This is a genomic window from Bradyrhizobium sp. AZCC 1577, assembly GCF_036924575.1.
In the GTDB taxonomy this organism is placed as follows: Bacteria; Pseudomonadota; Alphaproteobacteria; order Rhizobiales; family Xanthobacteraceae; genus Bradyrhizobium.
Genome location: NZ_JAZHRQ010000001.1, coordinates 883443 through 909369 on the forward strand (window position 1 = coordinate 883443; position 25927 = coordinate 909369).

23 protein-coding genes are annotated in these 25927 nt (G+C 62.9%); 16 read left to right on the top strand and 7 right to left on the bottom strand.

From position 1 onward, the window contains the following. Window positions 1–61: 61 nt before the first annotated feature. The 10 genes from zapE to V1278_RS04205 all read left to right on the top strand — a co-directional run bounded on the left by zapE (window position 62) and on the right by V1278_RS04205 (window position 12622). Window positions 62–1246 (top strand): cell division protein ZapE, encoded by a 1185-nt coding sequence (gene zapE, locus V1278_RS04160; RefSeq protein WP_334379788.1) that lies wholly within the window; start codon window positions 62–64, stop codon window positions 1244–1246. A 257-nt stretch (window positions 1247–1503) separates the two neighbouring features. Beyond that, the gene (gene mdh, locus V1278_RS04165; RefSeq protein WP_065744744.1) at window positions 1504–2472 is read left to right on the top strand and encodes a malate dehydrogenase; all 969 of its coding nucleotides are present in this window, start codon (window positions 1504–1506) and stop codon (window positions 2470–2472) included. Window positions 2473–2604: 132 nt separating this feature from the next. Then, on the top strand, window positions 2605–3804 hold the full coding sequence (sucC, locus tag V1278_RS04170; protein WP_334379789.1) for an ADP-forming succinate--CoA ligase subunit beta: 1200 nt from the start codon (window positions 2605–2607) through the stop codon (window positions 3802–3804). Window positions 3805–3806: 2 nt separating this feature from the next. After that, window positions 3807–4283, top strand: coding sequence for a DUF1579 family protein (locus tag V1278_RS04175; protein ID WP_065744742.1), 477 nt, complete (start codon window positions 3807–3809; stop codon window positions 4281–4283). A 39-nt stretch (window positions 4284–4322) separates the two neighbouring features. Continuing rightward, window positions 4323–5207: a succinate--CoA ligase subunit alpha gene (gene sucD / locus V1278_RS04180; RefSeq protein WP_057842589.1), complete on the top strand. Its 885-nt coding sequence runs from the start codon at window positions 4323–4325 to the stop codon at window positions 5205–5207. A 135-nt stretch (window positions 5208–5342) separates the two neighbouring features. Continuing rightward, the gene (locus V1278_RS04185; RefSeq protein ID WP_334365593.1) at window positions 5343–8300 is read left to right on the top strand and encodes a 2-oxoglutarate dehydrogenase E1 component; all 2958 of its coding nucleotides are present in this window, start codon (window positions 5343–5345) and stop codon (window positions 8298–8300) included. Between the two features lie 151 nt (window positions 8301–8451). Then, on the top strand, window positions 8452–9705 hold the full coding sequence (gene odhB / locus V1278_RS04190; protein ID WP_334379790.1) for a 2-oxoglutarate dehydrogenase complex dihydrolipoyllysine-residue succinyltransferase: 1254 nt from the start codon (window positions 8452–8454) through the stop codon (window positions 9703–9705). A 79-nt stretch (window positions 9706–9784) separates the two neighbouring features. Further along, entirely contained in the window at window positions 9785–10531 is a 747-nt protein-coding gene (locus V1278_RS04195; RefSeq protein ID WP_334379791.1) for an SDR family oxidoreductase, read from the top strand. Window positions 10532–10566: 35 nt separating this feature from the next. Next, a complete protein-coding gene (gene lpdA / locus V1278_RS04200) occupies window positions 10567–11967 on the top strand; it encodes a dihydrolipoyl dehydrogenase (RefSeq protein WP_334379792.1) in 1401 nt (466 codons plus the stop codon). Between the two features lie 124 nt (window positions 11968–12091). After that, window positions 12092–12622, top strand: coding sequence for a hypothetical protein (locus V1278_RS04205; protein WP_334379793.1), 531 nt, complete (start codon window positions 12092–12094; stop codon window positions 12620–12622). Between the two features lie 112 nt (window positions 12623–12734). Here V1278_RS04205 and V1278_RS04210 read toward each other — a convergent pair whose 3' ends face one another. Next, window positions 12735–13325 (bottom strand): DUF4337 domain-containing protein, encoded by a 591-nt coding sequence (locus V1278_RS04210; protein WP_334365588.1) that lies wholly within the window; start codon window positions 13323–13325, stop codon window positions 12735–12737. Window positions 13326–13445: 120 nt separating this feature from the next. After that, window positions 13446–14417, bottom strand: a complete 972-nt coding sequence (locus tag V1278_RS04215) for a tyrosine recombinase XerC (protein WP_334379794.1) — start codon at window positions 14415–14417, stop codon at window positions 13446–13448. A 159-nt stretch (window positions 14418–14576) separates the two neighbouring features. Here V1278_RS04215 and V1278_RS04220 point away from each other — a divergent pair, with 159 nt between their 5' ends. Next, window positions 14577–16787, top strand: a complete 2211-nt coding sequence (locus V1278_RS04220) for a primosomal protein N' (protein WP_334379795.1) — start codon at window positions 14577–14579, stop codon at window positions 16785–16787. A gap of 300 nt (window positions 16788–17087) precedes the next feature. On the opposite strand, the gene V1278_RS04225 is transcribed toward V1278_RS04220, so the two are convergent. Then, entirely contained in the window at window positions 17088–17576 is a 489-nt protein-coding gene (locus V1278_RS04225; RefSeq protein ID WP_334365586.1) for a septal ring lytic transglycosylase RlpA family protein, read from the bottom strand. 643 nt (window positions 17577–18219) lie between these two features. Here V1278_RS04225 and V1278_RS04230 point away from each other — a divergent pair. The 5 genes from V1278_RS04230 to V1278_RS04250 all read left to right on the top strand — a co-directional run bounded on the left by V1278_RS04230 (window position 18220) and on the right by V1278_RS04250 (window position 23304). Beyond that, a complete protein-coding gene (locus tag V1278_RS04230; RefSeq protein ID WP_334379796.1) occupies window positions 18220–18780 on the top strand; it encodes a F0F1 ATP synthase subunit delta in 561 nt (186 codons plus the stop codon). Then, window positions 18780–20309, top strand: coding sequence for a F0F1 ATP synthase subunit alpha (gene atpA / locus V1278_RS04235; protein ID WP_334365584.1), 1530 nt, complete (start codon window positions 18780–18782; stop codon window positions 20307–20309). Before V1278_RS04230 ends, atpA begins: the two co-directional genes overlap by 1 nt. A 95-nt stretch (window positions 20310–20404) precedes the next feature. Next, window positions 20405–21283 carry a F0F1 ATP synthase subunit gamma gene (locus V1278_RS04240; protein ID WP_334379797.1) on the top strand — a complete coding sequence of 293 codons (879 nt, stop codon included), beginning with the start codon at window positions 20405–20407 and terminating at the stop codon, window positions 21281–21283. Window positions 21284–21337: 54 nt separating this feature from the next. Then, window positions 21338–22780, top strand: coding sequence for a F0F1 ATP synthase subunit beta (gene atpD / locus V1278_RS04245; RefSeq protein ID WP_028348512.1), 1443 nt, complete (start codon window positions 21338–21340; stop codon window positions 22778–22780). Between the two features lie 116 nt (window positions 22781–22896). Then, the gene (locus V1278_RS04250; protein WP_334365582.1) at window positions 22897–23304 is read left to right on the top strand and encodes a F0F1 ATP synthase subunit epsilon; all 408 of its coding nucleotides are present in this window, start codon (window positions 22897–22899) and stop codon (window positions 23302–23304) included. Between the two features lie 127 nt (window positions 23305–23431). Here the strand turns inward: V1278_RS04250 and V1278_RS04255 are convergent, their stop codons facing one another. The 4 genes from V1278_RS04255 to V1278_RS04270 form a co-directional block, all read right to left on the bottom strand. Next, window positions 23432–23932, bottom strand: coding sequence for an Hsp20/alpha crystallin family protein (locus V1278_RS04255; RefSeq protein ID WP_334365579.1), 501 nt, complete (start codon window positions 23930–23932; stop codon window positions 23432–23434). A 92-nt stretch (window positions 23933–24024) separates the two neighbouring features. Continuing rightward, on the bottom strand, window positions 24025–24477 hold the full coding sequence (locus V1278_RS04260; protein WP_213250974.1) for an Hsp20 family protein: 453 nt from the start codon (window positions 24475–24477) through the stop codon (window positions 24025–24027). Window positions 24478–25038: 561 nt separating this feature from the next. Then, complete coding sequence (locus V1278_RS04265) at window positions 25039–25269, bottom strand: hypothetical protein (protein WP_334365578.1); 231 nt, start codon at window positions 25267–25269, stop codon at window positions 25039–25041. A 158-nt stretch (window positions 25270–25427) separates the two neighbouring features. Then, a complete protein-coding gene (locus V1278_RS04270) occupies window positions 25428–25925 on the bottom strand; it encodes an RNA pyrophosphohydrolase (protein ID WP_334384093.1) in 498 nt (165 codons plus the stop codon). Between the last annotated feature and the right edge of the window lie 2 nt (window positions 25926–25927).

Genomic DNA, 25927 nt, shown 5'->3' on the forward strand with positions numbered 1-25927 from the left:
GCATACCCCCAGCACCAATTCACGGCTTGCAATTTCCGCTCGCTTGAGGCCGAAAGGGGCCATGCTGTCGACTGACCCCACCTCGTTCCGCGCACAGTATCAGGCTCTGGTTTCCTCCGGCGCGATCGAGGCCGATCCCGCGCAGGCGGAAGCTGCCGAGGCGTTTGCCGCACTTGAGGAGCGGCTGTCGAGCTACAAGCCGGCGCGCAAGGTGAGCCTGCTCGGCCGATTGTTCGGCGACAAAAGCGAGCCGCCGCCGCGCGGGCTCTACATTCACGGCGAGGTCGGCCGCGGCAAGACCATGCTGATGGACCTGTTCTTTCAGCAGTGCCCGGTCCAGCGCAAGCGCCGCGCCCACTTCCACGAGTTCATGGCCGAGGCGCACGAGAAGATCTACGCCTACCGCCAGAACATCGCGCGCGGTGAAATCGCAGATAGCGACGTGATCGAGCTGACGGCCAACGCGATCTTCGACGAGGCGTGGCTGCTGTGCTTCGACGAATTCCACGTCACCGACATCGCCGACGCCATGATCCTGGGCCGGCTGTTCTCAAAACTGTTCGAACTCGGCACCGTCGTGGTCGCGACTTCCAACGTCGCGCCCGAAGACCTCTACAAGGGCGGGCTCAACCGCGCGCTGTTCCTGCCGTTCATTTCGCAGATCGAAGGCCGCATGGACGTGTTGCGGCTCGATGCCCGCACCGATTTCCGGTTGGAAAAACTGGCCGGTGTCAAGATGTGGCTGGTGCCGCCGGATGATGAAGCCGGCGCCGCGCTCGACCGCGCCTGGCGAAAGATGACCGGCAACGCGCCGTGCAAGCCGCGCGACATTGCGATCAAGGGCCGCGTCCTGCGGGTGCCGTGTTCGGTGCACGGCGTGGCGCGATTTTCCTTTGCCGATATCTGCGAAAAGCCGCTGGCCGCGTCGGACTATCTGCGGCTGGCGCACGACTATCACACCATCCTGATCGATCGCATTCCAGTGATGGATTACGCCGAGCGCAACGCCGCCAAGCGCTTTATCTCGCTGATCGACACGCTCTACGACAACGCGGTGAAGCTGATGGCCTCGGCCGAGGCCGATCCGGTGTCGCTGTATGTCGCTGCCGAGGGTGTTGAAGCCAACGAGTTCAAGCGGACCGCGTCGCGTCTGATCGAAATGAGTTCCGAATCCTATTTGGCGCTTCCACACGGAAGGAAGGATTCCGCGGCCAGCGGATCGAGCACCGGGCTGGTGGAGACGTAGTCTCTTCCGTCATTGGTCTTTCCCCGTCATTGCGAGGAGCAAAGCGACGAAGCGATCCATCTATCCCCGAGTGGAGAGGTGGATTGCTTCGCTTCGCTCGCAATGACGGGGATGACGGTCGTGGCATACCTGACCGAATTCAAGGCGCGGCCTTAGAATCGGGCATGCCCCGGCTTGAACCGGCCATTCGAAAGGGATAACCAGCCATCCGACTGATTATCCACCCTCACTCTTCGTCTCAGAAGGACAAATTTCCCATGGCGCGCGACAAGATTGCTTTGATTGGCTCCGGTCAGATCGGCGGAACGCTGGCTCACCTCGTCGGCCTGAAGGAGCTTGGCGACGTCGTGATGTTCGACATCGCCGAGGGCGTCCCCCAGGGTAAAGCGCTCGACATCGCGCAATCTTCGCCGGTCGACGGTTTCGACGCCCATCTGACAGGCGCCAATTCCTATGAGGCGCTCGATGGCGCCAAGGTCTGCATCGTCACCGCCGGCGTGCCGCGCAAGCCCGGCATGAGCCGCGACGACCTCCTGAGCATCAATCTCAAGGTCATGGAGCAGGTCGGCGCCGGCATCAAGAAGTATGCGCCCGATGCGTTCGTCATCTGCATCACCAACCCGCTGGATGCGATGGTGTGGGCGCTGCAGAAGGCTTCCGGCCTGCCGCACAAGAAGGTGGTGGGCATGGCCGGCGTGCTCGACTCCGCGCGGTTCCGCTACTTCCTGGCCGACGAATTCCACGTCTCGGTCGAGGACGTCACCGCTTTCGTGCTCGGCGGCCATGGCGACACCATGGTGCCGTTGACGCGCTACTCCACGGTCGCTGGCATTCCGCTGCCCGACCTCGTCAAGATGGGCTGGACCTCGCAGACCCGCATCGACGAGATCGTCGACCGCACCCGCAACGGCGGCGCCGAGATCGTCAATCTCCTGAAGACCGGTTCGGCGTTCTACGCCCCGGCCGCTTCGGCGATCGCGATGGCCGAGAGCTATCTGAAGGACAAGAAGCGCGTGCTGCCCTGCGCCGCCTATCTCAACGGCGAGTACAGCGTGAAGGACATGTATGTCGGCGTCCCCGTCGTGATCGGCTCGAAGGGCGTCGAGCGCATCGTCGAGATCGAGCTGGCCGGCAAGGATCGCGAAGCCTTCGACAAGTCGGTCGGCGCGGTTCAGGGCCTGGTCGACGCCTGCAAGAAGATCGCGCCCGACCTGCTCGGTCGTTGATCTTACTCAGCTTTCGCCCCTTGCCGGGGCGAAAGCGTTTTCAGGGTTGCAGTTATCTTGGTATATGGTATGCCAACTACCAATGCCGGTGAACTGTAGAACTCGCCGCTAAGGGTTTTGGGGAGCGTCCAAATGAATATCCACGAATACCAGGCCAAGGCTCTGCTGCATGAATTCGGCGTGCCGATTTCGCGTGGCGTGCCTGTCTTGAAGGCCTCGGATTCGGAAGCCGCCGCCAAACAGCTTACCGGCCCGATCTGGGTGGTGAAGAGCCAGATCCATGCCGGCGGCCGCGGCAAGGGCAAATTCAAGGAAGCTTCCGCCGGCGACAAGGGCGGCGTCCGCATCGCGAAATCAGTCGCCGAGGTCAACGAATTCGCCAAGCAGATGCTGGGGGCGACGCTGGTCACGGTGCAGACCGGGCCGCAGGGCAAGCAGGTCAATCGCCTCTACATCGAGGAAGGCTCCGACATCGACAAGGAGTTTTATCTCTCAATCCTGGTCGACCGTGAAACTTCCGAAGTCGCGTTCGTGGTCTCGACCGAAGGCGGCGTCAATATCGAGGACGTCGCCCACAACACGCCTGAGAAGATCGTGACATTCTCCGTCGATCCGGCAACCGGCATCATGGCTCATCACGGCCGCACGGTCGCGAAAGCCCTGAAGCTCACCGGCGATCTCGCCAAGCAGGCGGAGAAGCTGGTGACGCAGCTCTACACGGCCTTCGTTGCCAAGGACATGGCGATGCTGGAGATCAATCCGCTCGTCGTCACCAAGCAGGGCGAACTGCGCGTGCTCGATGCCAAGGTGTCGTTCGATGACAACGCGCTGTTCCGCCATCCCGACGTGGCGGTGGCGTTGCGCGATTTGACCGAGGAAGATGCCAAGGAGGTCGAGGCGTCGAAGTACGACCTCAATTACGTCACGCTCGACGGCACCATCGGCTGCATGGTCAACGGCGCCGGCCTTGCGATGGCGACCATGGACATCATCAAGCTCTACGGCATGGAGCCCGCCAACTTCCTCGACGTCGGCGGCGGCGCCAGCAAGGAGAAGGTGGCGGCGGCGTTCAAGATCATAACCGCCGACCCGAACGTGAAGGGCATCCTGGTCAACATCTTCGGCGGCATCATGAAGTGCGACATCATCGCCGAAGGCGTGGTCGCCGCCGTGAAGGAAGTCGGCCTGAAAGTGCCGCTGGTGGTGCGGCTCGAAGGCACCAATGTCGACGCCGGCAAGCAGATCATCCGCGAATCCGGCCTCAACGTGGTACCTGCCGACAATCTCGACGATGCCGCACAGAAAATCGTGAAAGCCGTCAAGGGAGGCTAGCGATGGCTGACCATCTCGCCGCACCGACACCGCTGGAAGAACACCGCCGGCTCGCGGTTTTTGCGGGCGAGTGGGCGGGCGAGGAAATGGTCTATCCGTCGCGCTGGACCGCAGGCGGTCCGGCGACCTCGCATGTGGTCGCGCGCGTCGATCTCAACGGCTTTTACCTGATTCAGGACACCCGTCAGATGCGCGACGGCAAGGAGGCTTTCGCCACCCACGGCGTGTTCACCTATGACCGCGACGACCGGACCTACAAATTATTCTGGCACGATTCGCTCGGCTACTATTCGCCGGCGCCGGCCTCGGGCGCCTGGGTCGGCAACAAGCTGACCCTGGTGCGCGGCTCGCTGCGCGGCAATGCGCGCCACGTCTACGAAGTCGTCGACGACAACAACTACACCATGAAGATCCAGTTCTCGCCTGATGCCGAAGGATGGGCCGACGTGCTCACCGGCACGTACCGTCGTATTCATTAACCCCCTCGTTCACGGTCACCGAAGAAAGCGTTCGCAATCATGTCCGTTCTGATCGACAGCAACACCAAAGTCATCTGCCAGGGTTTTACGGGCAAGAACGGCACGTTCCATTCGGAAGCCGCGATCGCGTATGGCACCAAGATGGTCGGCGGCACCTCGCCGGGTAAGGGCGGCTCGACGCATCTCGGCTTGCCCGTCTTCGACACCGTTCGTGAGGCGCGCGAGAAGACCGGCGCTGACGCCAGCGTGATCTATGTCCCGCCGCCGGGTGCGGCAGACGCGATCTGCGAAGCGATCGATGCGGAGATTCCGCTGATCGTCTGCATCACCGAGGGCATTCCGGTGCTGGACATGGTGCGCGTGAAGCGTTCGTTGTCGGGATCGAAATCCCGCCTGATCGGGCCGAACTGCCCGGGCGTGATGACGGCGGGCGAGTGCAAGATCGGCATCATGCCGGCCAATATCTTCAAGCCGGGCAGCGTCGGGATCGTTTCCCGTTCGGGCACGTTGACTTATGAGGCCGTGTTCCAGACCACCCAGGAGGGCCTCGGTCAGACCACCGCGGTCGGCATCGGCGGCGACCCGGTCAAGGGTACCGAATTCATCGACGTGCTGGAGATGTTCCTCAAGGACGAGAAAACCACCTCGATCATCATGATTGGTGAAATCGGCGGCTCGGCCGAGGAAGACGCCGCCCAGTTCATCAAGGACGAAGCCAAGCGCGGCCGGAAAAAGCCGATGGTTGGCTTCATCGCGGGCGTCACCGCCCCTCCCGGCCGCCGCATGGGGCATGCCGGCGCCATCATTTCCGGCGGCAAGGGTGACGCAGGCTCCAAGACGGCGGCCATGGAGGCGGCCGGAATTACGGTGTCTCCGTCGCCGGCACGGCTCGGACATACCCTTGCCGAAAAGTTGAAATCTTAATTCAGTTCTTGGTCCTTTTAGGCGGGAATATCCGTCTTAAATAGGGTAAAGCTTCTTACCGAGCTGGTTCGGGCCTCCCGGACCGGCTACAGCGCCGTTTTCCACGCGCAAAGCGAAACTCACCAGGACGCCATCATGTCTCGCCAGGACGCGAACGCAGCATTTGCCCTTTCCTCATTTTTGCAAGGCACCAACGCCACCTATATCGACGAGCTCTACGCCCGCTACGAGCAGGACCCCGGGTCGGTCGACAGCGACTGGCAGCAATTCTTCAAGAGCCTGAAAGACACCCCGGCCGACGTCCAGAAGAACGCCGAGGGGCCTTCCTGGGGCCGCGACAACTGGCCGATCACGCCGCAGGACGAACTGACCTCGGCGCTGGACGGTAACTGGGTCACCGTCGAGAGGGCCGTCGGCGCCAAGCTAGCCGCCAAGGCGCAGGCCAAGGGCGCCGAACTATCCCCTGCCGACGTCAACCAGGCGACGCGCGATTCGGTTCGCGCCCTGATGCTGATCCGCGCCTACCGCATGCGCGGTCATTTCCACGCCAAGCTCGATCCGCTCGGCATCGAAGCGCCGCGCGATCGCGAAGAGCTCGATCCGCGCACCTATGGCTTCACCGAGGCCGATTTCGACCGCAAGATCTTCCTCGATCATGTGCTCGGGCTCGAATACGGCTCGCTGCGCGAGATCGTCGCGATCTGCGAGCGCACCTACTGCCAGACGCTCGGCGTCGAGTTCATGCACATCAGCAACGCGGCGCAGAAGGCCTGGATCCAGGAGCGCATCGAGGGGCCGGACAAGGAAATCAGTTTTACGCCGGAAGGGCGCCGCGCCATCCTCAACAAGCTGATCGAAGCCGAAGGTTTCGAAAAATTCTGCGATCTCAAATTCACCGGCACCAAGCGTTTCGGCCTCGACGGGGCCGAGTCGTTGATCCCCGCGCTGGAGCAGATCATCAAGCGCGGCGGCAATCTCGGCGTGAAGGAGATCGTTTTGGGCATGCCGCATCGCGGCCGCCTCAACGTGCTGACGCAGGTGATGGGCAAGTCGCACCGCGCGCTGTTCCATGAATTCAAGGGCGGCTCCGCCAATCCCGAGGACGTCGAAGGCTCGGGCGACGTGAAGTATCACCTCGGCGCGTCGTCCGACCGCGAGTTCGACGGCAACAAGATCCATCTGTCGCTGACCGCCAACCCGTCGCATCTGGAAATCGTCGACCCCGTCGTGCTCGGCAAGGTGCGCGCCAAGCAGGACCAGCACGGCGATCCGCCCGACATGCGCATCTCGGTGCTGCCGCTGCTGCTGCACGGCGATGCCGCGTTCGCCGGCCAGGGCGTGGTGGCGGAATGCTTCAGCCTCTCCGACCTGAAGGGCTACCGCACCGGCGGCTCGCTGCATTTCATCGTCAACAACCAGATCGGCTTCACCACCTATCCGCGCTATTCGCGCTCCTCGCCATATCCGTCCGACGTGGCGAAGATGATCGATGCGCCGATCTTCCACGTGAACGGCGACGATCCGGAAGCGGTGGTGTTCGCGGCGAAGGTCGCGATCGAGTTCCGGCAGAAATTCCACAAGCCGGTCGTGATCGACATGTTCTGCTATCGCAGGCACGGCCATAACGAGGGCGATGAGCCGGCGTTTACCCAGCCGGTGATGTACAAGCACATCGCCTCGCATCCGTCGACGCTCGAACTCTACGCCAAGCGCCTGGTCGCCGACGGCGTGCTGACCGAAGGCGAGGTCGGGAAGGCGAAGGCCGACTGGCGCGCGCGGCTCGATGCCGAGCTCGAGGCAGGCTCCGGCTACAAGCCCAACAAGGCCGACTGGCTCGACGGCAAATGGGCCGGCTTCAAATCCGCCGACCAGGAAGAAGACGCTCGCCGCGGCGTCACCGGCGTCGATGTCGGTATCCTCAAGGATATCGGGCGCAAGATTACCAAGGTGCCGGACGGTTTCCGGGTTCACCGCACGATCCAGCGTTTCCTGGAAAACCGCGCCAAGGCCATCGACAACGGTGTCGGCATCGACTGGGCGACCGGCGAAGCGCTGGCGTTCTGCACGCTGATGCAGGAAGGCCACCACGTCCGGCTATCCGGCCAGGATTCCGAACGCGGCACCTTCTCGCAGCGCCATTCGGTGCTGATCGACCAGGAAGACGAGAGCCGCTACACGCCGTTCAACCACCTTGGCCACGATCAGGGCCACTACGAGGTCATCAACTCGCTGCTGTCCGAAGAGGCGGTGCTCGGCTTCGAGTACGGTTATTCGCTGGCCGAGCCGAAGGCGCTGGCGATGTGGGAAGCCCAGTTCGGTGACTTCGCCAACGGTGCGCAGGTGCTGTTCGACCAGTTCATCTCTTCCGGCGAACGCAAATGGCTGCGCATGTCCGGTCTCGTCTGCTTGCTGCCACATGGCTATGAAGGGCAGGGACCGGAGCACTCCTCGGCGCGGCTTGAGCGTTTCCTGCAGATGTGCGCCGAAGACAACATGCAGGTGGTGTATCCGACCACGCCGGCGAATTACTTCCACGTGCTACGGCGCCAGTTACATCGCGAGATCCGCAAGCCCCTGATCGTGATGACGCCGAAGTCGCTGTTGCGCCACAAGCGCGCGGTCTCGCGGCTCGATGAGCTCGGCAAGGACACGACGTTCCACCGCATTCTGTACGATGACGCGCAGATGCTGCCCGACGAGAAGATCAAGCTGGCGCCTGACGACAAGATCCGCCGCGTCCTGCTGTGCTCGGGCAAGGTCTATTACGATCTCTACGAGGAGCGCGAGAAGCGCGGCATCGACGACATCTACATCCTGCGCGTCGAGCAGCTCTATCCGGTGCCGCTGAAGGCGCTGGTGCAGGAGCTCGTCCGCTTCAAGAATGCCGAAGTGGTGTGGTGCCAGGAAGAGCCGCGCAACATGGGCGCATGGCATTTCATCGAGCCCTACCTCGAATGGGTGCTGAACCAGATCCACGCGCCGAACCGGCGTCCGCGTTACGCCGGCCGCGCCGCCTCGGCGGCAACCGCCACCGGTTTGATGTCGAAGCATCTGGCGCAGCTCAAGGCCATGCTGGATGAGGCGCTGAACTAGCAATTGCCCCAAGTCGTCATGCCCCGGGGCAATGGCGCGCAGCGCCGTCTTCGCCCCAATGTCCCGGGCATCCACGTCTTGCTTGTCAAAATTGTCTTAGGGCGTGGATGGCTGGGACGAGCCCGGCCATGACGCAAAGAGGAAAAATACCATGACTGAAATTCGTGTTCCGACGCTCGGCGAGTCCGTGACGGAAGCCACCATCGGCCGCTGGTTCAAGAAGGCCGGCGAGGCGGTTGCGGTGGATGAGCCGCTGGTCGAGCTCGAGACCGACAAGGTCACCATCGAAGTGCCGGCGCCATCCGCCGGCGTGCTCGGCGAGATCGCGGCCAAGGACGGCGAGACCGTCGCCGTCGGCGCGCTGCTCGGGCAGATCAATGAAGGTGCCGGCGGCGCCGCCAAGCCGGTCGCGGCCGCACCCGCCAAGACCACCGCTCCGGCTGCAGCGCCCGCCGCGGCACCTGCCGCGGCACCTGCTACGGCTCCGAAGGCTGCGGCAGCAGATGCGCCGCTGGCGCCGTCGGTTCGCAAACTTTCCGCCGAGAGCGGCATCGATGCGGCGACTGTACCCGGCTCCGGCAAGGACGGCCGCGTCACCAAGGGCGACATGTTGGCCGCGATCGAGAAGGCGGCGTCGGCGCCGACCCCGGTCAATCAGCCGGCCGCTTCCGTGCAGGTCCGCGCGCCGTCGCCGGCCGATGATGCCGCGCGCGAAGAGCGCGTGAAGATGACGCGGCTGCGCCAGACCATCGCGCGGCGGCTGAAGGACGTGCAGAACACGGCCGCGATGCTCACGACCTTCAACGAGGTCGACATGAGCCACATCATGGCGATGCGCGCGCAGTACAAGGACGTGTTCGAGAAGAAGCATGGCAGCAAGCTCGGCTTCATGGGCTTCTTCACCAAGGCGGTGGTGCAGGCGCTGAAGGACATCCCGGCCGTCAATGCCGAGATCGACGGCACCGATTTGATCTACAAGAACTATTACCACATCGGCGTCGCCGTCGGCACCGACAAGGGTTTGGTCGTGCCTGTGGTGCGCGACTGCGACCACAGGTCGATCTCCGACATCGAAAAATCGATCGCCGATTTCGGCCGCCGCGCCCGCGACGGCCAGCTCAAGATCGACGAGATGCAGGGCGGCACCTTCACCATCACCAATGGCGGCATCTACGGTTCGCTGATGTCGACGCCGATCCTCAACGCCCCGCAATCCGGCATCTTGGGCATGCACAAGATCCAAGAGCGGCCGATGGTGGTCGGCGGCAAGATCGAGGTGCGCCCGATGATGTATCTGGCGCTGTCTTATGATCACCGCGTGATCGACGGCAAGGAGGCGGTGACGTTCCTAGTGCGCGTCAAGGAGAGCCTGGAGGATCCCGCGCGGCTGGTGCTGGATCTCTGACACAACACGCTTGCCGGCGCCGGCACTCATGCCTGCGCCGCAAGCCGTGGATCATGCACGTTGATTTGTGGGGCCTGATGTGACGGACAAGGTTGTTGTGATCACCGGCGGCAGCCGCGGCATCGGCCGTGCGGCCGCCATCGCCGCCGCCGCGCGCGGCTTTCGCGTCGTGGTCGGCTACGCCAGCAACAAGGCGGCGGCCGATGAGGTCGTCTCGCTGATCGAACGCAAGAACGGCAAGGCGATCGCCGTGAAGTGCGACGTTGGCAGCGAGGCGGACATTCTCGCGCTGTTCAAGGCCGCCGATGACTTCGGGACGCTTGGGGCGCTCGTCAACAATGCCGGCATTGTCGGCCCGTCGATACGTGTCGAGGAGATGTCGGCCGAGCGCATCCAGCGCATGATGGCAGTCAACGTCACCGGCAGCATTTTATGCGCGCGCGAAGCCGTGAAGCGGATGTCGACCCGCAACGGCGGCGCGGGCGGCGTCATCGTCAATCTTTCCTCCGTCGCGGCGAAACTCGGCTCGCCCAATACGTATGTCGATTATGCGGCGTCCAAGGGCGCGGTTGATTCCTTCACCATCGGCCTTGGCTATGAGGTTGCCGGAGAGGGCATTCGGGTCGCCGCGATCCGGCCTGGACTGATCGATACGGATATTCATGCTTCCGGCGGCGAGCCCGACCGCGCGCATCGGCTCGCGCATATGGTGCCGATGAAGCGCGTCGGCACCGCCGAAGAAATCGCCAATGCCATCGTCTGGTTGATTTCGGACGAGGCTTCCTACGTCACCAGCGCCATCCTGGATGTATCGGGCGGCCGGTAATACCTGACACCTTATCTCAGCTACAGGACTTCATCATGGCTTCCTACGATCTCGTCGTCATCGGCACCGGTCCGGGCGGATATGTCTGCGCGGTGCGCGCGGCGCAACTCGGCATGAAGGTCGCTGTCGTCGAGAAGAATCCGACGCTGGGCGGCACCTGCCTCAATGTCGGCTGCATGCCGTCGAAGGCGCTGCTGCATGCTTCCGAAATGTTCGAGGAGGCCGCGCATTCCTTTGCCAAGATGGGCGTCAGCATTTCCGCGCCAAAGCTCGATCTGCCGTCGATGATGAATTTCAAGCAGCAGGGCATCGACGGCAACGTCAAGGGTGTCGAGTTCCTGATGAAGAAGAACAAGATCGACGTCCTCTACGGCGCCGGCAAGATTCTCGGTACCGGCAAGGTCGAGGTCAGCGCTAACGGCAAGTCGCAGACGGTCGAGACCAAGAACATCGTCATCGCCACCGGCTCCGACATCGCGCGGCTGAAGGGCATCGAGATCGACGAGAAGCGCGTGGTGTCGTCGACCGGCGCGCTGTCGCTTGAGAAGGTGCCGGAGAGGCTGCTCATCATTGGTGCTGGCGTGATCGGGCTGGAGCTCGGCTCGGTCTGGAAACGGCTTGGTGCCGAGGTCATGGTCGTCGAATTCCTCGATCGCATCCTGCCCGGCATGGATGGGGAAGTCGCCAAGCAATTCCAGCGCATCCTCGAAAAGCAGGGCTTTGTATTCAAGCTCGGCGCCAAGGTGACGGCGGTCGACGCTTCCGGCAAGACGTTGAAGGCAACGGTGGAGCCGGCGGCGGGCGGCGCAGCGGAAACGATTGAGACCGACGTGGTGCTGGTCTGCATCGGCCGCGTGCCCTACACCGAAGGGCTCGGCTGCAAGGAAGCCGGCATTGCACTCGACAACCGCGGCCGCGTGCAGATCGACGCGCATTTCGCTACCAGCCTGAAAGGCGTCTATGCGATCGGCGACGTCGTGGCGGGGCCGATGCTCGCGCACAAGGCCGAGGATGAAGGCGTTGCCTGCGCCGAGATCATCGCAGGGCAGGCGGGCCACGTGAACTACGATGTCATCCCGGGCGTCGTGTATACGACGCCGGAAGTGTCGTCGGTCGGCAAGACCGAGGAAGAGCTGAAGCAGGCCGGCGTTGCCTACACCTCAGGCAAATTCCCGTTCACCGCCAACGGCCGCTCCAAGGTCAACCAGACCACTGACGGTTTTGTGAAGGTTCTCGCGGATGCGAAGACCGATCGCGTGCTCGGCGTGCACATTGTCGGCCGCGAGGCCGGCGAAATGATTCAGGAAGCTGCTGTTCTCATGGAGTTTGGCGGTTCTGCCGAGGATCTGGCGCGGACGTGTCACGCGCATCCGACCCGCTCGGAAGCGATCAAGGAAGCCGCGCTTGCGGTCGGCAAACGCGCCATCCATATGTGATCGACGTCCGGCAGAGCATGATTGAAGAAGCGGCTATCCATTCTCGAAAAGACCATGCTTTGAACGTAGAGATAGAGCGGAGCGACGAATCAAGAATGTCATTCCTCTCTAAAGATCACGATCGATGATGCGCCGCCTACTTCAGCCGTTCTGGGTCCTGCTTGCGGTCATCTTCCTGATCGAAGCCTGGCTGTGGGATCATCTCGAGCCGATCGTCGAGCGCATCGTTGCGCTGATTCCGCTTCGCGCCTTCAAGCGATGGCTGTCCGACCGGGTCGATGCGCTGTCGCCGGCGATGACGCTGATCGTGTTTGCCGTGCCTGTCATCCCGCTGTTTCCGCTCAAGCTGGCCGGGCTCTGGCTACTGGCGCACCAATACTGGTTCAGCGCGGCGGTCGTGATCGTGTTCGGCAAATTGCTCGGCGTCGGCGTCACCGCGTTCATCTTCGACGTGACGCGGCCGAAGCTGCTGCAGATGGCGTGGTTCAAGAAGACCTATGAATTCGTCATGGCGATGCGCGCCAAGGCAGCCGCCCTGGTCCATCCAATCAAGCAGCGCATCCGGGAAATTTTGCGCGGCGACGGTGATAGCTGGTCATCGCGCATGCTGCGCACGATCGCGCGCTTCCGCAGGAGCGTGCACGAAGCGCGGTAGCTTCTTGCTGTCGTCGCCCGGCTTGACCGGCGCCCAGTATTCCAGAGGCGCCGGTGATTGAGTCGAGAAGCCGCGGCGTACTGGATGCCCCGCCTTCGCGGGGCATGACCACTCAATGCAAATGCAAAAGATGCGGGGCGTAGAGGCCGAGCGCGGTGATGCCGATGCCGGCGATCGCCAATATGCCGGAGACCCAGGCCAGCACGATCATGCCGGTGATGATGGTGGCGGACGCCAGCACGATGCCGATCTGGAAGGCGGCTGAAGCGATTTCGTAGTGGTGATATTTTGCGGTCGCCTCGTCGCGCTCGTGCTCGGCGTGCTTGGCGCGTTTTGCCAACTCTTCCGAACCTTCGCCGGTGTCCGGCTCCGAGCGATAGCGCTGCGCAGTCTTGTTCCAGTCGTCGATCTGCTTTTGCAGCGCCGCCTTTGCGCCATCGTCCCCGACGGTGCCGAGGCTGAGCTTGGCGTGTTCGGCGGTGGCCTGCACCACGGTGCGGCGGATGCTCTTGGCCTGGAAGAATGCCCAGAGATTCGAAGCCTCGACATTCTTGCTGATGGCTTCGGTCTGTGCGCCCTTGCCCAGCGTTTCCGACAGCGCCAGAAACAGCGCGATCACCGCGATCAGCAACGCGATCTTCTTGTTCGACCCCGAAGCGTGCTCGGCATGCTCCGCATGCTCCATGCTTTCATGTGCGCCCATTTATATTCCCCTCCTGTCGGTTGACGCGCGCACGATTGCCGGAACCGCAACGCGAGCGCAAGAGGTCAGCTAAGGAAGCCACCGATGTGACGGGAGTATGTCGACGCCGAGCGCCGAGATTCAGCCGCGCGGATGCGCACTCTTGTACACTTCCAAGAGCCGCTCGCTGTCGATCCCGGTGTAGATCTGGGTGGTCGAGAGCGAGGCGTGGCCGAGCAGTTCCTGGATCGCGCGCAGATCGCCGCCGCGGCTGAGCAGATGGGTTGCGAAAGAATGCCGCAGTGCGTGCGGGGTGGCGCTGTCGGGTAGCCCGAGCGCGCCGCGCAGTCGCTCCATGGTGAGCTGGATGATCCGTGGGGAAAGCGGTCCGCCGCGCGCGCCGACGAAGATCGGGCCCGCCGGCGGCAATGAATGCGGACACATCGCTACGTAATCGGCGATCAGCGCCAGCACGTTTTGCAGCACCGGCACCATGCGGGTCTTGTTGCCCTTGCCGGTGACGATAATGACGTCGCCTTCGCCCGGTTTGGGCACGTCCTGGCGTTTCAGTCCCAGCGCTTCGGAGATACGCAAACCAGATCCATAGAGCAGCGCCATCACCGCGGCGTCGCGCGCGAGAATCCAGGGATCACGTTCCTCGCCGGCGCGCTCGTCGGCATCGGCAAAGCGCCTGGCGGCGGCCATCTGGATCGGCTTCGGCAGGCTTTTTGCAATTTTCGGCGCGCGGATCGCGGACAGAGCTCCGACCTTGCCCTTGCCCTCCCGTTCGAGGTAGCGGCCGAACGAACGCAGGCCAGCCAGCGCCCGCATCAGCGAGCGCCCGGCGATGTCGTCGGCACGGCGCATCGCCATGAAAGCCCTGACGTCGGTGGCCTCCAGCGCCGCAAATCGTTTCAGCGTGACCTTCTCACCCCAGTGTTCGGCAAGGAAAGTGAGGCATTGGCGGAGGTCGCGGGCGTAGGCTTCGAGCGTCTTTGGCGATAGCCGCCGTTCGGCGCGCAGATGCGTCAGCCAGCGGGTCATCTCCCGCGCGAGACCTTCGTCGGCGCAGTCGAGCTCGATCGCTTGCAGTGGCGGAACTTCCCTGGCCATCATCCTTGCCTTCGAGAGCTTGTCTTGAGAGCTTGCCTTGAGAGCTTGTCTTGGAGACGGTGATTCAGCGCATTATATCGCACCTCTTTCGTTTACCGTTCGCTAACTCACCGGCGCCGCGCTAGCGTCGCTCCAGATACCGCAAGCCTGATTCCCCCGATGGACCACGCCACCCGCCAAATCAGCTCATCGACCTCGTCGACCCGCGTCGTCGACGTGCTGGTGCCGGTCGCGCTCAATCAGAACTATTCCTACCGCGTGCCGCGCGGCATGGAGCTGAGGGCAGGCGATGTCGTTTGCGTGCCGCTCGGGCCGCGCGAGGTGGTGGCGGTGGTGTGGGCGGAGAACGCCAATCCCGATCCGCGCCTGCACAACCGCCTGAAGGACGTCGGCGAAAAGCTCGACGTGCCGCCGCTGAAGGAGGAATTGCGCAGCCTGGTCGATTGGGTCGCCAACTATACGCTGTCCGCGCGCGGCATGGTGCTGCGCATGGCCTTGCGGATGGGCGAAAACCTCGGGCCCGAACGGATGCGCCTCGGCGTGCGGCTGGTAGGCGAGCCGCCACAGCGCCTGACACCGGCGCGACGGCGGCTGATCGAGGTGCTGTCGGACGGCCTGCTGCACGGCAAGTCGGATGCGGCGCGGGAGGCGGGCGTCAGCTCAGGCGTGGTCGACGGCCTTGTCGATGAGGGAACCCTTGCCGTCGAGGCGATGCCGCCGCCGCTGGCGCCGCCGGCGCCCGATCCGTCCTTTGCGCAGCCGGAATTTTCCTACCAGCAGCGCGCGGCAGTCGACATGATGCGCGCGCTTGCCGCCAACGGCACGTTTCACGTCGCGCTGCTCGACGGCGTCACCGGATCGGGCAAGACGGAAGTCTATTTCGAGGCGATTGCGGAAGTCGTCCGGCGCGGCAAGCAGACGCTGATCCTGATGCCGGAGATCGCGCTGACCGGGCAATTCCTCGACCGCTTCGCCCAGCGTTTCGGCGTGCGTCCATTGGAATGGCACTCCGAACTGACGCCGCGCACACGGCAGCGCAATTGGGCGGCGATATCGGCGGGTGAAGCGCCGGTCGTGGTCGGCGCGCGCTCGGCGCTGTTTCTGCCCTATGCGGATCTGGGTCTCATCATTGTCGACGAGGAGCACGACCAGGCCTACAAGCAGGATGACGGCGCGCATTACCATGCCCGCGACATGGCAGTGGTGCGCGCGCATATCGCCAAAATCCCGATCGTGCTGGCGTCCGCGACGCCGTCGGTCGAATCGGAAGTCAATGCACGCAAGGGGCGCTATCAGCGCGTCGCGCTGCCGTCGCGTTTCGGTGGCCAGCACATGCCGCATATCGAGGCGATCGATTTGCGCCGTGCACCACCGCCACGCGGCCGCTTCATCTCGCCGCCGCTCGCCGAGCAGATTCGGTTCGCCATCGAGAAGCGCGAGCAGGCGCTGCTGTTTCTCAACCGCCGCGGCTACGCGCCGCTGACGCTATGCCGCGCGTGCGGCCATCGCTTTGCCTGCACCATCTGCGACGCCTGGCTGGTGGATCACCGGTTTCGCCAGCGGCTGGTCTGTCACTATTGCGGCTTCTCGATGCCGCGCCCGAATATCTGCCCGCATTGCCAGGCTGAGGAATCGCTGGTCGCGGTCGGCCCCGGTGTCGAGCGCCTGCAGGAGGAGGCGGCTGCGCTGTTTCCGGAAGCGCGCACCATGGTGCTGTCGAGCGATCTGATCACCTCGATCGAGACCATGCGCAGCGAGCTGAACGAAATCGCCGAAGGTCGCGTCGACATCATCATCGGCACGCAACTGGTCGCGAAGGGCCATAATTTCCCGCGGCTCAATCTGGTCGGCGTGGTCGATGCGGATCTGGGCCTCGGCAATGGTGATCCGCGCGCTGCCGAGCGCACGTTCCAACTGCTCAATCAGGTGATCGGGCGTGCGGGGCGCGATCAGGGCCGCGGCGTCGGGTACCTGCAGACCCATCAGCCCGAACATCCCGTGATGAAGGCCTTGGTCGCCAACGACCGTGAGGCGTTTTACGCCAGCGAAATCGACTCCCGCGAGCGCACCGGCTATCCGCCGTTCGGCCGGCTCGCCAGCCTGATCATTTCCGCAGGCGACCGGCCGACCGCGGAAGGCTTTGCGCGCCGTCTTGCCGCTGTGGCGCCGATCGACGAGCGCATCCAGGTGCTGGGGCCTGCCGAAGCGCCGCTTGCGGTGATCAAGGGCCGCTATCGGTTCCGGATTCTGGTGAAGTCGCTGCGCAATGTCGACCTCTCGGAATATTTGCGCGAGTGGCTTGCCGCGGGTCCGAAGACCAAGGGCAATCTCAAACTCGAAGTCGACGTCGATCCGCAGAGCTTTTTGTAACACCCTCCCCTGGAGGGGTCCGAGACGAGCAAAGCTCGCTCGTGGGTCGACGCGAAGCGGCGGGGTGGGGTGACGGTCCATCCTTTCGATCAGTGCCCGAGTGGAGAGATCACCCCACCCCGTCTCACATTCGCTGTGCTCATGTGAGCCGACCCTCTCCCTCCAGGGGAGGGTAAACAAAAAAGCCTGCCGTCATTTGCGACGGCAGGCCTTTGTTGCCGCGGAAAGTTCCGCAGGCAGTTACGCAACGCAACGCTTACGCGATCTGATGGACCGGAAAACGGCGCGCGATCGCGCGCCTTAGATGACCTCGGCGGTGACGTGGCCGACGCCGGCGCCGGTCAGGCCGATGGCCCGGGCAGCACCCGTGGACAGGTCGAGCACGCGTCCCTTGATGAAGGGACCACGGTCGTTGATCGTGACGATTACGCTCTGGCCGCGATGGGTGACGCGGAGCTTGGTGCCGAATGGCAGCGAGCGGTGGGCCGCGGTCATGGCGTTCTGATTGAAGCGCTGTCCAGAGGCGGTCTTGCTGCCGGATTCATTGCCGTAAAACGAGGCCTTTCCCGAGAAGCCGCGCCCGGTGCTCTGGCCGATCGAGGCGTTGGCGTTCAGCCAGTTGCCGGCGGCCTTGGCCTTGCTGGCGTGATGGTGGTGATGACGATGATGCCTGGATTTTGCAGAAGCTTCGGTGACGGCGCCACCGACCAGGAGAGTTGCGGCGATCAAGGCGAGCGCCGTACGCGACCGGGTTAGAGTTCCCGGCACCACATTATTGGTATGCAACATTAAACTAGTCCCTCAGATAGTATTTGCCACATACGTGACAAATGGAACCCCCGTCCCAACTTCAGGGGGCCGTTTGATGAGGCAATGAGGCATGAATTGGGCAGTAAATCGGGAATGTATCGCGCTGACATATCTTGTTACCGACGAGCGATATTCCGTAATCTTGCGCGTTAATAGACTTTTAACAAAATCAATACTCATTATTACTTAACAATACAGTCATCACACATCGAGTAAAGATTTGCGCAAGTAATGATCGAATGGAGGCGAGCCGCGCGATTCGTTCCGAACGCTAACGGTCATAGCGGCCATGCAAATATGGGTGGAACAAATCGGCTGGTCGAGGACCGCTCCAGATCGCCTGCAACCGCCGGAGTCGAAATTCCGGCGCGCTGATCCCTTCAAGCTGCATTCGACCGGGCCTGAAAATTGACGTGCGACAAGGCATCGCCCGCATGCGGCGTCATGTTGCACCTGCGCGCTTGCTATGTTAGCAAAGCCGCGATTTTAACGATCCCGGCACCTCTCGTGCCGGTCGAAAATCGAAGTCCCGCTTGAATTCCAAGGGCTTGGATCGCTAGGCGCCGCTACCCGTGGCGACGGTTTTTCCCTTGCGAGTTTGACATCTGAAAAGAGCGTCTCTGTGGCTGCTGAAGATCCGTCCGTTTCGGGAGTGTCCGGCCGTTATGCTACGGCCTTGTTCGAGTTGGCGCGCGAGGAGAAATCCGTCGACGCGGTAAGGGCCGATCTCGATAAATTCGAGGCCATGCTGAACGAAAGCGCCGATCTCAAGCGCCTCGTCCGCAGCCCGGTCTTCTCGGCAGATGCGCAGGCCAAGGCGCTCAATGCCCTGCTCGATAAGGCGGGAATTACCGGCACCACCGCCAAATTCCTTAAAGTGCTGACCGCCAACCGCCGGCTGTTCGCCGTGGCCGATGTGATCCGCGCCTTCCGCGCGCTGGTGGCCAAGTTCAAAGGCGAGGCGACCGCCGACGTCACCGTCGCCGAACAGCTCAGTGACAAGAATCTCGACGCGCTGAAGACCGCACTGAAATCGGTGACGGGCAAGGACGTCGCGCTCAACGTGAAAGTCGATCCCTCCATCATTGGCGGCCTTGTGGTCAAGCTCGGCAGTCGCATGGTGGATAGCTCGCTTCGCACCAAACTCAATTCGATCAAGCACGCGATGAAAGAGGCAGGCTGATGGACATCCGCGCCGCGGAAATTTCCGCGATCCTCAAGGACCAGATCAAGAATTTCGGCCAGGAGGCTGAGGTTACCGAAGTCGGGCAGGTGCTGTCCGTCGGTGACGGTATCGCCCGCGTCTACGGTCTGGACAATGTCCAGGCCGGTGAAATGGTCGAGTTCGAGAACGGCACCCGCGGCATGGCGCTGAACCTCGAAACCGACAACGTCGGTATCGTGATCTTCGGCGCCGACCGCGAGATCAAGGAAGGCCAGACCGTCAAGCGTACCCGCGCCATCGTCGACACGCCGGTCGGCAAGGGTCTGCTCGGCCGCGTCGTCGACGCGCTCGGCAACCCGATCGACGGCAAGGGCCCGATCCAGGCTGCCGAACGCAAGCGCGTCGACGTCAAGGCACCCGGCATCATTCCGCGCAAATCGGTGAGCGAGCCGATGGCGACCGGCCTCAAGGCGATCGATGCGCTGATCCCGGTCGGCCGCGGCCAGCGCGAGCTGATCATCGGCGACCGTCAGACCGGCAAGACCGCAATCGCGCTCGACACCATCCTGAACCAGAAGCCGCTCAACGCGCAGCCGGACGAGAACATCAAGCTGTATTGCGTCTACGTCGCGATCGGCCAGAAGCGCTCGACCGTTGCCCAGTTCGTCAAGGTGCTGGAAGAGCAGGGCGCGCTGGAATATTCGATCGTCGTCGCCGCCACCGCGTCCGACCCGGCGCCGATGCAGTACATCGCACCGTTCACCGGCTGCACGATGGGCGAGTACTTCCGCGACAACGGCATGCACGCGGTCATCATCTATGACGACTTGTCCAAGCAGGCCGTCGCCTACCGCCAGATGTCGCTGCTGCTGCGCCGGCCGCCGGGCCGCGAAGCCTATCCGGGCGACGTGTTCTACCTGCACTCCCGCCTGCTCGAGCGCGCGGCGAAGCTCAACAAGGACCAGGGCTCCGGCTCGCTGACGGCGCTGCCGGTCATCGAAACCCAGGCCAACGACGTGTCGGCCTACATTCCGACCAACGTGATTTCGATTACCGACGGTCAGATCTTCCTGGAAACCGACCTGTTCTTCCAGGGCATCCGTCCCGCGGTGAACGTCGGTCTGTCGGTGTCGCGCGTGGGCTCCTCGGCGCAGACCAAGGCGATGAAGAAGGTCGCCGGCAAGATCAAGGGTGAGCTGGCGCAGTACCGCGAAATGGCGGCCTTCGCGCAGTTCGGCTCCGACCTCGACGCTTCGACCCAGCGCCTGCTCAACCGCGGCTCGCGCCTGACTGAGCTGTTGAAGCAGCCGCAGTTCTCGCCGCTGAAGATGGAAGAGCAGGTCTGCGTGATCTGGGCCGGCACCAACGGCTATCTCGACCCGCTCCCGCTCAACAAGGTGCGCGCCTTCGAGGACGGCCTGTTGTCGCTGCTGCGCGGCAAGAACGTCGAGATCCTCAACGGCATCCGCGACAGCCGGGATCTCTCTGACGATCTCGCCGGCAAGCTGAAGACCGTGGTCGAAGGTTACGCCAAGACATTTTCTTGACGATTTTGCCGTTGAGGCCCGGCTGCTAGCCGGGTCCGACGAAAGAGTGGCTTGCGGTCGGATCCTCAAGGTCTGATCGCCGGGGTGAACTGAGAATGGCTTCACTTAAAGACATGCGGGTCCGCATCGCCTCGACCAAGGCGACGCAGAAGATCACCAAGGCCATGCAAATGGTCGCGGCGTCGAAGCTGCGGCGCGCGCAGAGCGCCGCCGAAGCGGCCCGGCCCTACGCCGAAAAGATGGATGCGGTGATTTCCAACATCGCCGCTGCTGCCGCCGCCTCGCCCGGCGCTCCGCCGCTGTTGGCCGGCACTGGCAGGGACCAGGTGCATCTGCTGCTCGTCTGCACCGGCGAACGCGGCCTGTGTGGTGCGTTCAATTCGGCGATCGTGCGTCTGGTCCGTGAGCGCGCGCTCTCCCTGATCAACCAGGGCAAGGACGTCAAGATTTTCTGCGTCGGCCGCAAAGGCTACGACCAGCTTCGCCGCACCTTCGATAAGCAGATCGTCGAGCACGTCGATCTGCGCGGGGTTCGCCAGCTCGGCTTCGTCAACGCCGAGGATATCGCCAAGAAGATCCTGACACGGTTCGAAGCCGGCGAGTTTGACGTCTGCACGCTATTCTACTCGCGCTTCAAGTCCGTCATCGCGCAGATCCCGACCGCCCAGCAGGTCATTCCGTTGGTGGTCGAAGAGCCGGCCGCCAATGCCCGTCCGTCGACCGCTTACGAATATGAGCCGGAAGAAGACGAGATTCTGGCCCGGCTGTTGCCGCGCAATCTTGCGGTACAGATCTTCCGCGCGCTCCTGGAAAACAACGCCTCTTTCTACGGCGCGCAGATGAGCGCGATGGATAACGCCACCCGCAACGCCGGCGAAATGATCCGCAAGCAAACCCTGGTCTACAACCGAACCCGTCAAGCCCAGATCACCAAGGAGCTGATCGAGATCATCTCCGGCGCCGAGGCGGTCTAGCGCACGAACCAGTCGACGGTCGTTCAAGTACAGAATTTCGAAGGAGAGCAATTCATGGCCACAGCAGCTAACCAGATCGGTCGTGTCACCCAAGTCATGGGCGCCGTCGTCGACGTGCAGTTCGAAGGTCACCTGCCGGCCATTCTCAATTCGCTGGAGACCAAGAACGGGGGCAACCGTCTGGTGCTGGAAGTCGCGCAGCACCTCGGTGAGTCCACGGTGCGCACGATTGCGATGGACGCTACCGAAGGTCTGGTGCGCGGTCAGGAAGTGACCGACACCGGCGAGCCCATCGCAATTCCGGTCGGCGATGGCACACTCGGTCGCATCATGAACGTTATCGGCGAACCGATCGACGAAGCCGGTCCGATCAAGTCCGAAGGCAAGCGCGCCATCCATCAGGAAGCGCCGACCTACACTGACCAGTCCACTGAAGCCGAAATTCTTGTGACCGGCATCAAGGTCGTCGACCTGCTCGCCCCCTACGCCAAGGGCGGCAAGATCGGCCTGTTCGGCGGCGCCGGCGTCGGCAAGACCGTGCTGATTCAGGAATTGATCAACAACGTCGCCAAGGCCCATGGCGGTTACTCGGTGTTCGCCGGCGTCGGCGAGCGCACTCGCGAAGGCAACGACCTCTATCACGAGTTCATCGAGTCCAAGGTCAACGCCGACCCGCGCAATCCCGATCCGAGCGTGAAGTCAAAATGCGCGCTGGTGTTCGGCCAGATGAACGAACCGCCGGGCGCCCGCGCCCGCGTCGGCCTTACGGGTCTGACGGTCGCTGAGCACTTCCGCGACCAGGGCCAGGACGTGCTGTTCTTCGTCGACAACATCTTCCGCTTCACGCAGGCAGGCTCCGAAGTGTCGGCGCTGCTCGGCCGCATCCCCTCAGCGGTGGGCTATCAGCCGACGCTCGCCACCGACATGGGCGCGCTGCAGGAGCGCATCACGACCACGCACAAGGGGTCGATCACCTCGGTGCAGGCGATCTACGTGCCGGCCGACGACTTGACCGACCCGGCGCCCGCCACCTCGTTCGCCCATCTGGACGCGACCACGGTGCTCAGCCGCGCGATTTCGGAAAAGGGCATCTACCCGGCGGTGGACCCGCTCGACTCCACCTCGCGCATGCTCTCCCCGCTCGTCGTCGGAGAGGAGCACTATCAGACCGCGCGCATGGTTCAGCAGGTGCTGCAGAAGTACAAGTCGCTGCAGGACATCATCGCCATTCTCGGCATGGACGAGCTGTCGGAAGAGGACAAGATCGCGGTGGCCCGTGCCCGCAAGATCGAGCGCTTTCTGTCGCAGCCATTCCACGTCGCCGAAGTCTTCACCGGCTCGCCGGGCAAGTTCGTCGATCTCGCCGACACCATCAAGGGCTTCCGCGGCCTCTGCGAAGGCAAGTACGACCATCTGCCGGAAGCGGCGTTCTACATGGTCGGCACCATCGAGGAAGCCGTCGAGAAGGGCAAGAAGCTGGCTGCCGAGGCAGCCTAAGTTTGATGCCGTCATTGCCGGGCTTGACCCGGCAGTCCATCGGCCCAAGAAAACTTTCGTCTGATGGACCCGCTGGTCACTGCCAGCGGGTGACAGCAGAAAAGAACGGAAAGACCATGGCTACCTTCCATTTCGATCTCGTCTCCCCCGAAAAGCTCGCTTTCTCCGGCGAGGTCGATCAGGTTGACGTTCCCGGCGTGGAAGGCGATTTCGGCGTGCTGGCCGGCCACGCGCCGGTCGTGGCGGCGATCCGCCCGGGTATCCTGACCATCACGTCAGGCGACGCACATCAGAAGATCATCGTGCTCGGCGGCCTTGCCGAAATGTCGGAAGACGGACTGACCGTGCTGGCCGATGTCGCTACCTCGATGGCCGAGGTCGACCGCGCGCAGTTCGCCGAGACCATCGCCGAGATGGAAGCCAAGCTTGCCGAGAAGGAAGGCACCGAGCTCGATCACGCCATCGAGCGGCTGGACCACTTCAAGAGCATTCAGATCGAGCTCAACGCCACCGCTATGCACTGAGCCCCGGGGCACCGCTCCGGGGCTTAGTGAAGGCCCTGAAACGCCAGCGCTCGTCACACCGTGACGGGCGCTGGGCTTTTTGGGCATCGGTCTTTTCATGCGGCGCACTGCGCCGCCGCCATTCTCGTTACTGATTGACGATGGGGATACGCTTGATGGCCGAACGGGCTTGTTCGGATTTCGGCAGCGTGATGGTCAAGACACCGTCATGGAATTTGGCTTCAGCCTTATCCTCGACGACGCCATCGAGCGGGATCTGCCGCTCGAACGCACCGTAATAGCGCTCGGTGAAGTACCTTCCGCCATTATCGGTCCGTTCGGATTTCTTCTCGCCGCGCAGCGTCAGAACGCCGTTGGCGATCTCGACCTGGACGTCCTTTTCGGTCAGTCCGGGCAGCTCAGCCGATACCTTCAGCTCCTTGTCGGTTTCGTTGAGCTCGATGCTTGGCCATCCGAAGCGACCTTCCATCAGCGGCGTGCCGAAACGGGCAGGCGTCGCGAAGCCACGGAAAACGTCATCGAACAGCCGATTCATCTCCCGGTGCAGGGTGAAGAAAGGATCGAAGCTGTCGCGCGTAGGCACAAGCTCCTGGTTTCTCGACCAGGGGATCAAATCACGAAAAGCCATAATATCCTCCTCACAGAGATTGCTATGTTGCTTTGCATTGGCTCGCGGCGCGGCCGGTTATCCGCGCACCGAGCCGGCATTGCCGAAGCGGCTCAGGCCGCCTTCTGCTCGATCTGGTGGGAAGCGCCGGCGTTGCCGATCGGGATGCGCCGCGGCTTCATCGCGTCGGGCACTTCGCGAACGAGATCGACGATCAACAGCCCGTCCTTGAACGAGGCCTGCTTGACCTGCACATAGTCGGCGAGATTGAACACCCGCCGGAACGGCCGGGCCGCGATGCCGTGATAGAGGTATTCGCGTTGCTCGGCGTCGGGCTTCTTGCCCTCGATGATCAGTGTGTCGCGTTCTGCGGTTACGGCAATATCGTCCATGCCGAAACCGGCAACCGCGAGCGAAATCCGGTAGGCGTCTTCGCCGCAGCGTTCGACATTATAGGGCGGGTAATTGTCGTCGGCCGAGTGCCGCAAGCTGCTGTCGAGCAGGTCGGCCAGGTGATCGAAGCCGATCGTGGAACGCCACAGGGGCGAGAAGTCAAAGGTCCTCATAACCAAGTCCTCCTAAGAGCAAGATGGATACGAAGGAGCGTCGGACACCGTCCGGCGCCCGCTCAACTCGCCGGATCCAGGCTGGCATCCGGCACCGCTGTCGGCGGCAGAAATCGAATTAGAAATCGATCGAAAAGTTTCAAGACCGGCGGGCCAAATTTTGCACCGTCACGCGGTAGTCGGATGCTTAGTCGGGCGTTAAGCCGCCCGACCCCGGTCCTGCCGATGTCGAAGGCGCCGTTCGCACAACCGGGTGAGGCCGGGCGCGCGCAGCCATTTGCCCGATATTGCGGCCCGCGGGCTGGGCCTGCATTTCACCCGGCCTTTGGCCGACGGCGAGCAGCATGAACAAGGCTCGGTAGCCCTGATAGCGGGCAGCCGGCCGGCTGCGTTCTCGGCCGCTCATGATCAGCCTGCCGCTCTCGTCTGTTACCCGCCATTCCCAACTCCGGCGGCGCTTGGTTACGGTCACGTCCTTCATGTCAGGCAAACATCGCATCACGCTCGCCATTCCCGGCCGTGGCCGGATCGACTGACAAGCGCCGCGCCGCAACGGGCATCTCAGGCCGCCGACGAGATCGGCGGCTCCGGTCGGTGAGAATGCTGTTCCGGGGCCTGGAAGGTGAGCGGAAACGTAGAGGCAGCGAGTCTTTCCAGAGCCGACTGTTCTTCGGAGAGCCGCTTTTCGATGTACTGTTGTTCAAGCTCTGTCAGCCTGGTTTTAAGAAGACGGCGATAACGGTCGATATTGTTGCGATGTGTACGCAAACGGGCCAGTTTTTCGTCGATCATCTTCGTCATCCCTTGACGGTCGCTCTATCGTTTCCTCTGAGTGGGTTACGGCGGAGAATCCGCTTTGCGTAAAAAATATTCAGCGACAAACCACTGTCAAGCGCCTCGCATCCACCGTGTGGTTAGACGCAGTCTAGAGCCTTTCGGTTCGATAGAATCTAGCGGGCGAATTCCGCGAACTGCTGCACCACCATCCGGTACACGTCGCGCCGGAATGGCACCACGAGGTCCGCGACACGGTCGAGCCGTTCCCAGCGCCAGGAATCGAATTCGGCCGGCTGGCCGTTGCGCTGCGTCAGTGGGTCGATCTCGTCATCGCGGCCAGTGAACCGCAATGCGAACCATTTCTGCCGCTGGCCGCGGAATTTCGCCAAGCGATGGTCGACCGGCCCATCATACGGTGGAAATTCGTAATTCATCCAATCGGTCTCGCCGAGGTATTCGGCGCTGACCGCCCCGGTCTCTTCCCAGAGTTCGCGCATGACAGCATCGCGCGGGTTCTCGTCGGCGTCGATGCCGCCCTGGGGCATCTGCCATTCCAAACCCGGCAAGATGATTTCCGGCCCGTCGTCACGGAAACGGCGGCCGATCAGCACCTGACCCGAGGTGTTGAACAGCGCGATTCCCACGTTGGGGCGATAGGGCTTGTCGGACATGT

Bases quoted from the DNA above. Each gene is read 5' to 3' on its own strand.
- zapE (WP_334379788.1), top strand. From the start codon at position 62: ATGCTGTCGACTGACCCCACCTCGTTCCGCGCACAGTATCAGGCTCTG.
- mdh (WP_065744744.1), top strand. From the start codon at position 1,504: ATGGCGCGCGACAAGATTGCTTTGATTGGCTCCGGTCAGATCGGCGGA.
- sucC (WP_334379789.1), top strand. From the start codon at position 2,605: ATGAATATCCACGAATACCAGGCCAAGGCTCTGCTGCATGAATTCGGC.
- V1278_RS04175 (WP_065744742.1), top strand. From the start codon at position 3,807: ATGGCTGACCATCTCGCCGCACCGACACCGCTGGAAGAACACCGCCGG.
- sucD (WP_057842589.1), top strand. From the start codon at position 4,323: ATGTCCGTTCTGATCGACAGCAACACCAAAGTCATCTGCCAGGGTTTT.
- V1278_RS04185 (WP_334365593.1), top strand. From the start codon at position 5,343: ATGTCTCGCCAGGACGCGAACGCAGCATTTGCCCTTTCCTCATTTTTG.
- odhB (WP_334379790.1), top strand. From the start codon at position 8,452: ATGACTGAAATTCGTGTTCCGACGCTCGGCGAGTCCGTGACGGAAGCC.
- lpdA (WP_334379792.1), top strand. From the start codon at position 10,567: ATGGCTTCCTACGATCTCGTCGTCATCGGCACCGGTCCGGGCGGATAT.
- V1278_RS04205 (WP_334379793.1), top strand. From the start codon at position 12,092: ATGATGCGCCGCCTACTTCAGCCGTTCTGGGTCCTGCTTGCGGTCATC.
- V1278_RS04210 (WP_334365588.1), bottom strand. From the start codon at position 13,325: ATGGGCGCACATGAAAGCATGGAGCATGCGGAGCATGCCGAGCACGCT.
- V1278_RS04215 (WP_334379794.1), bottom strand. From the start codon at position 14,417: ATGGCCAGGGAAGTTCCGCCACTGCAAGCGATCGAGCTCGACTGCGCC.
- V1278_RS04220 (WP_334379795.1), top strand. From the start codon at position 14,577: ATGGACCACGCCACCCGCCAAATCAGCTCATCGACCTCGTCGACCCGC.
- V1278_RS04225 (WP_334365586.1), bottom strand. From the start codon at position 17,576: ATGTTGCATACCAATAATGTGGTGCCGGGAACTCTAACCCGGTCGCGT.
- atpA (WP_334365584.1), top strand. From the start codon at position 18,780: ATGGACATCCGCGCCGCGGAAATTTCCGCGATCCTCAAGGACCAGATC.
- V1278_RS04240 (WP_334379797.1), top strand. From the start codon at position 20,405: ATGGCTTCACTTAAAGACATGCGGGTCCGCATCGCCTCGACCAAGGCG.
- atpD (WP_028348512.1), top strand. From the start codon at position 21,338: ATGGCCACAGCAGCTAACCAGATCGGTCGTGTCACCCAAGTCATGGGC.
- V1278_RS04250 (WP_334365582.1), top strand. From the start codon at position 22,897: ATGGCTACCTTCCATTTCGATCTCGTCTCCCCCGAAAAGCTCGCTTTC.
- V1278_RS04255 (WP_334365579.1), bottom strand. From the start codon at position 23,932: ATGGCTTTTCGTGATTTGATCCCCTGGTCGAGAAACCAGGAGCTTGTG.
- V1278_RS04260 (WP_213250974.1), bottom strand. From the start codon at position 24,477: ATGAGGACCTTTGACTTCTCGCCCCTGTGGCGTTCCACGATCGGCTTC.
- V1278_RS04265 (WP_334365578.1), bottom strand. From the start codon at position 25,269: ATGATCGACGAAAAACTGGCCCGTTTGCGTACACATCGCAACAATATC.
- V1278_RS04270 (WP_334384093.1), bottom strand. From the start codon at position 25,925: ATGTCCGACAAGCCCTATCGCCCCAACGTGGGAATCGCGCTGTTCAAC.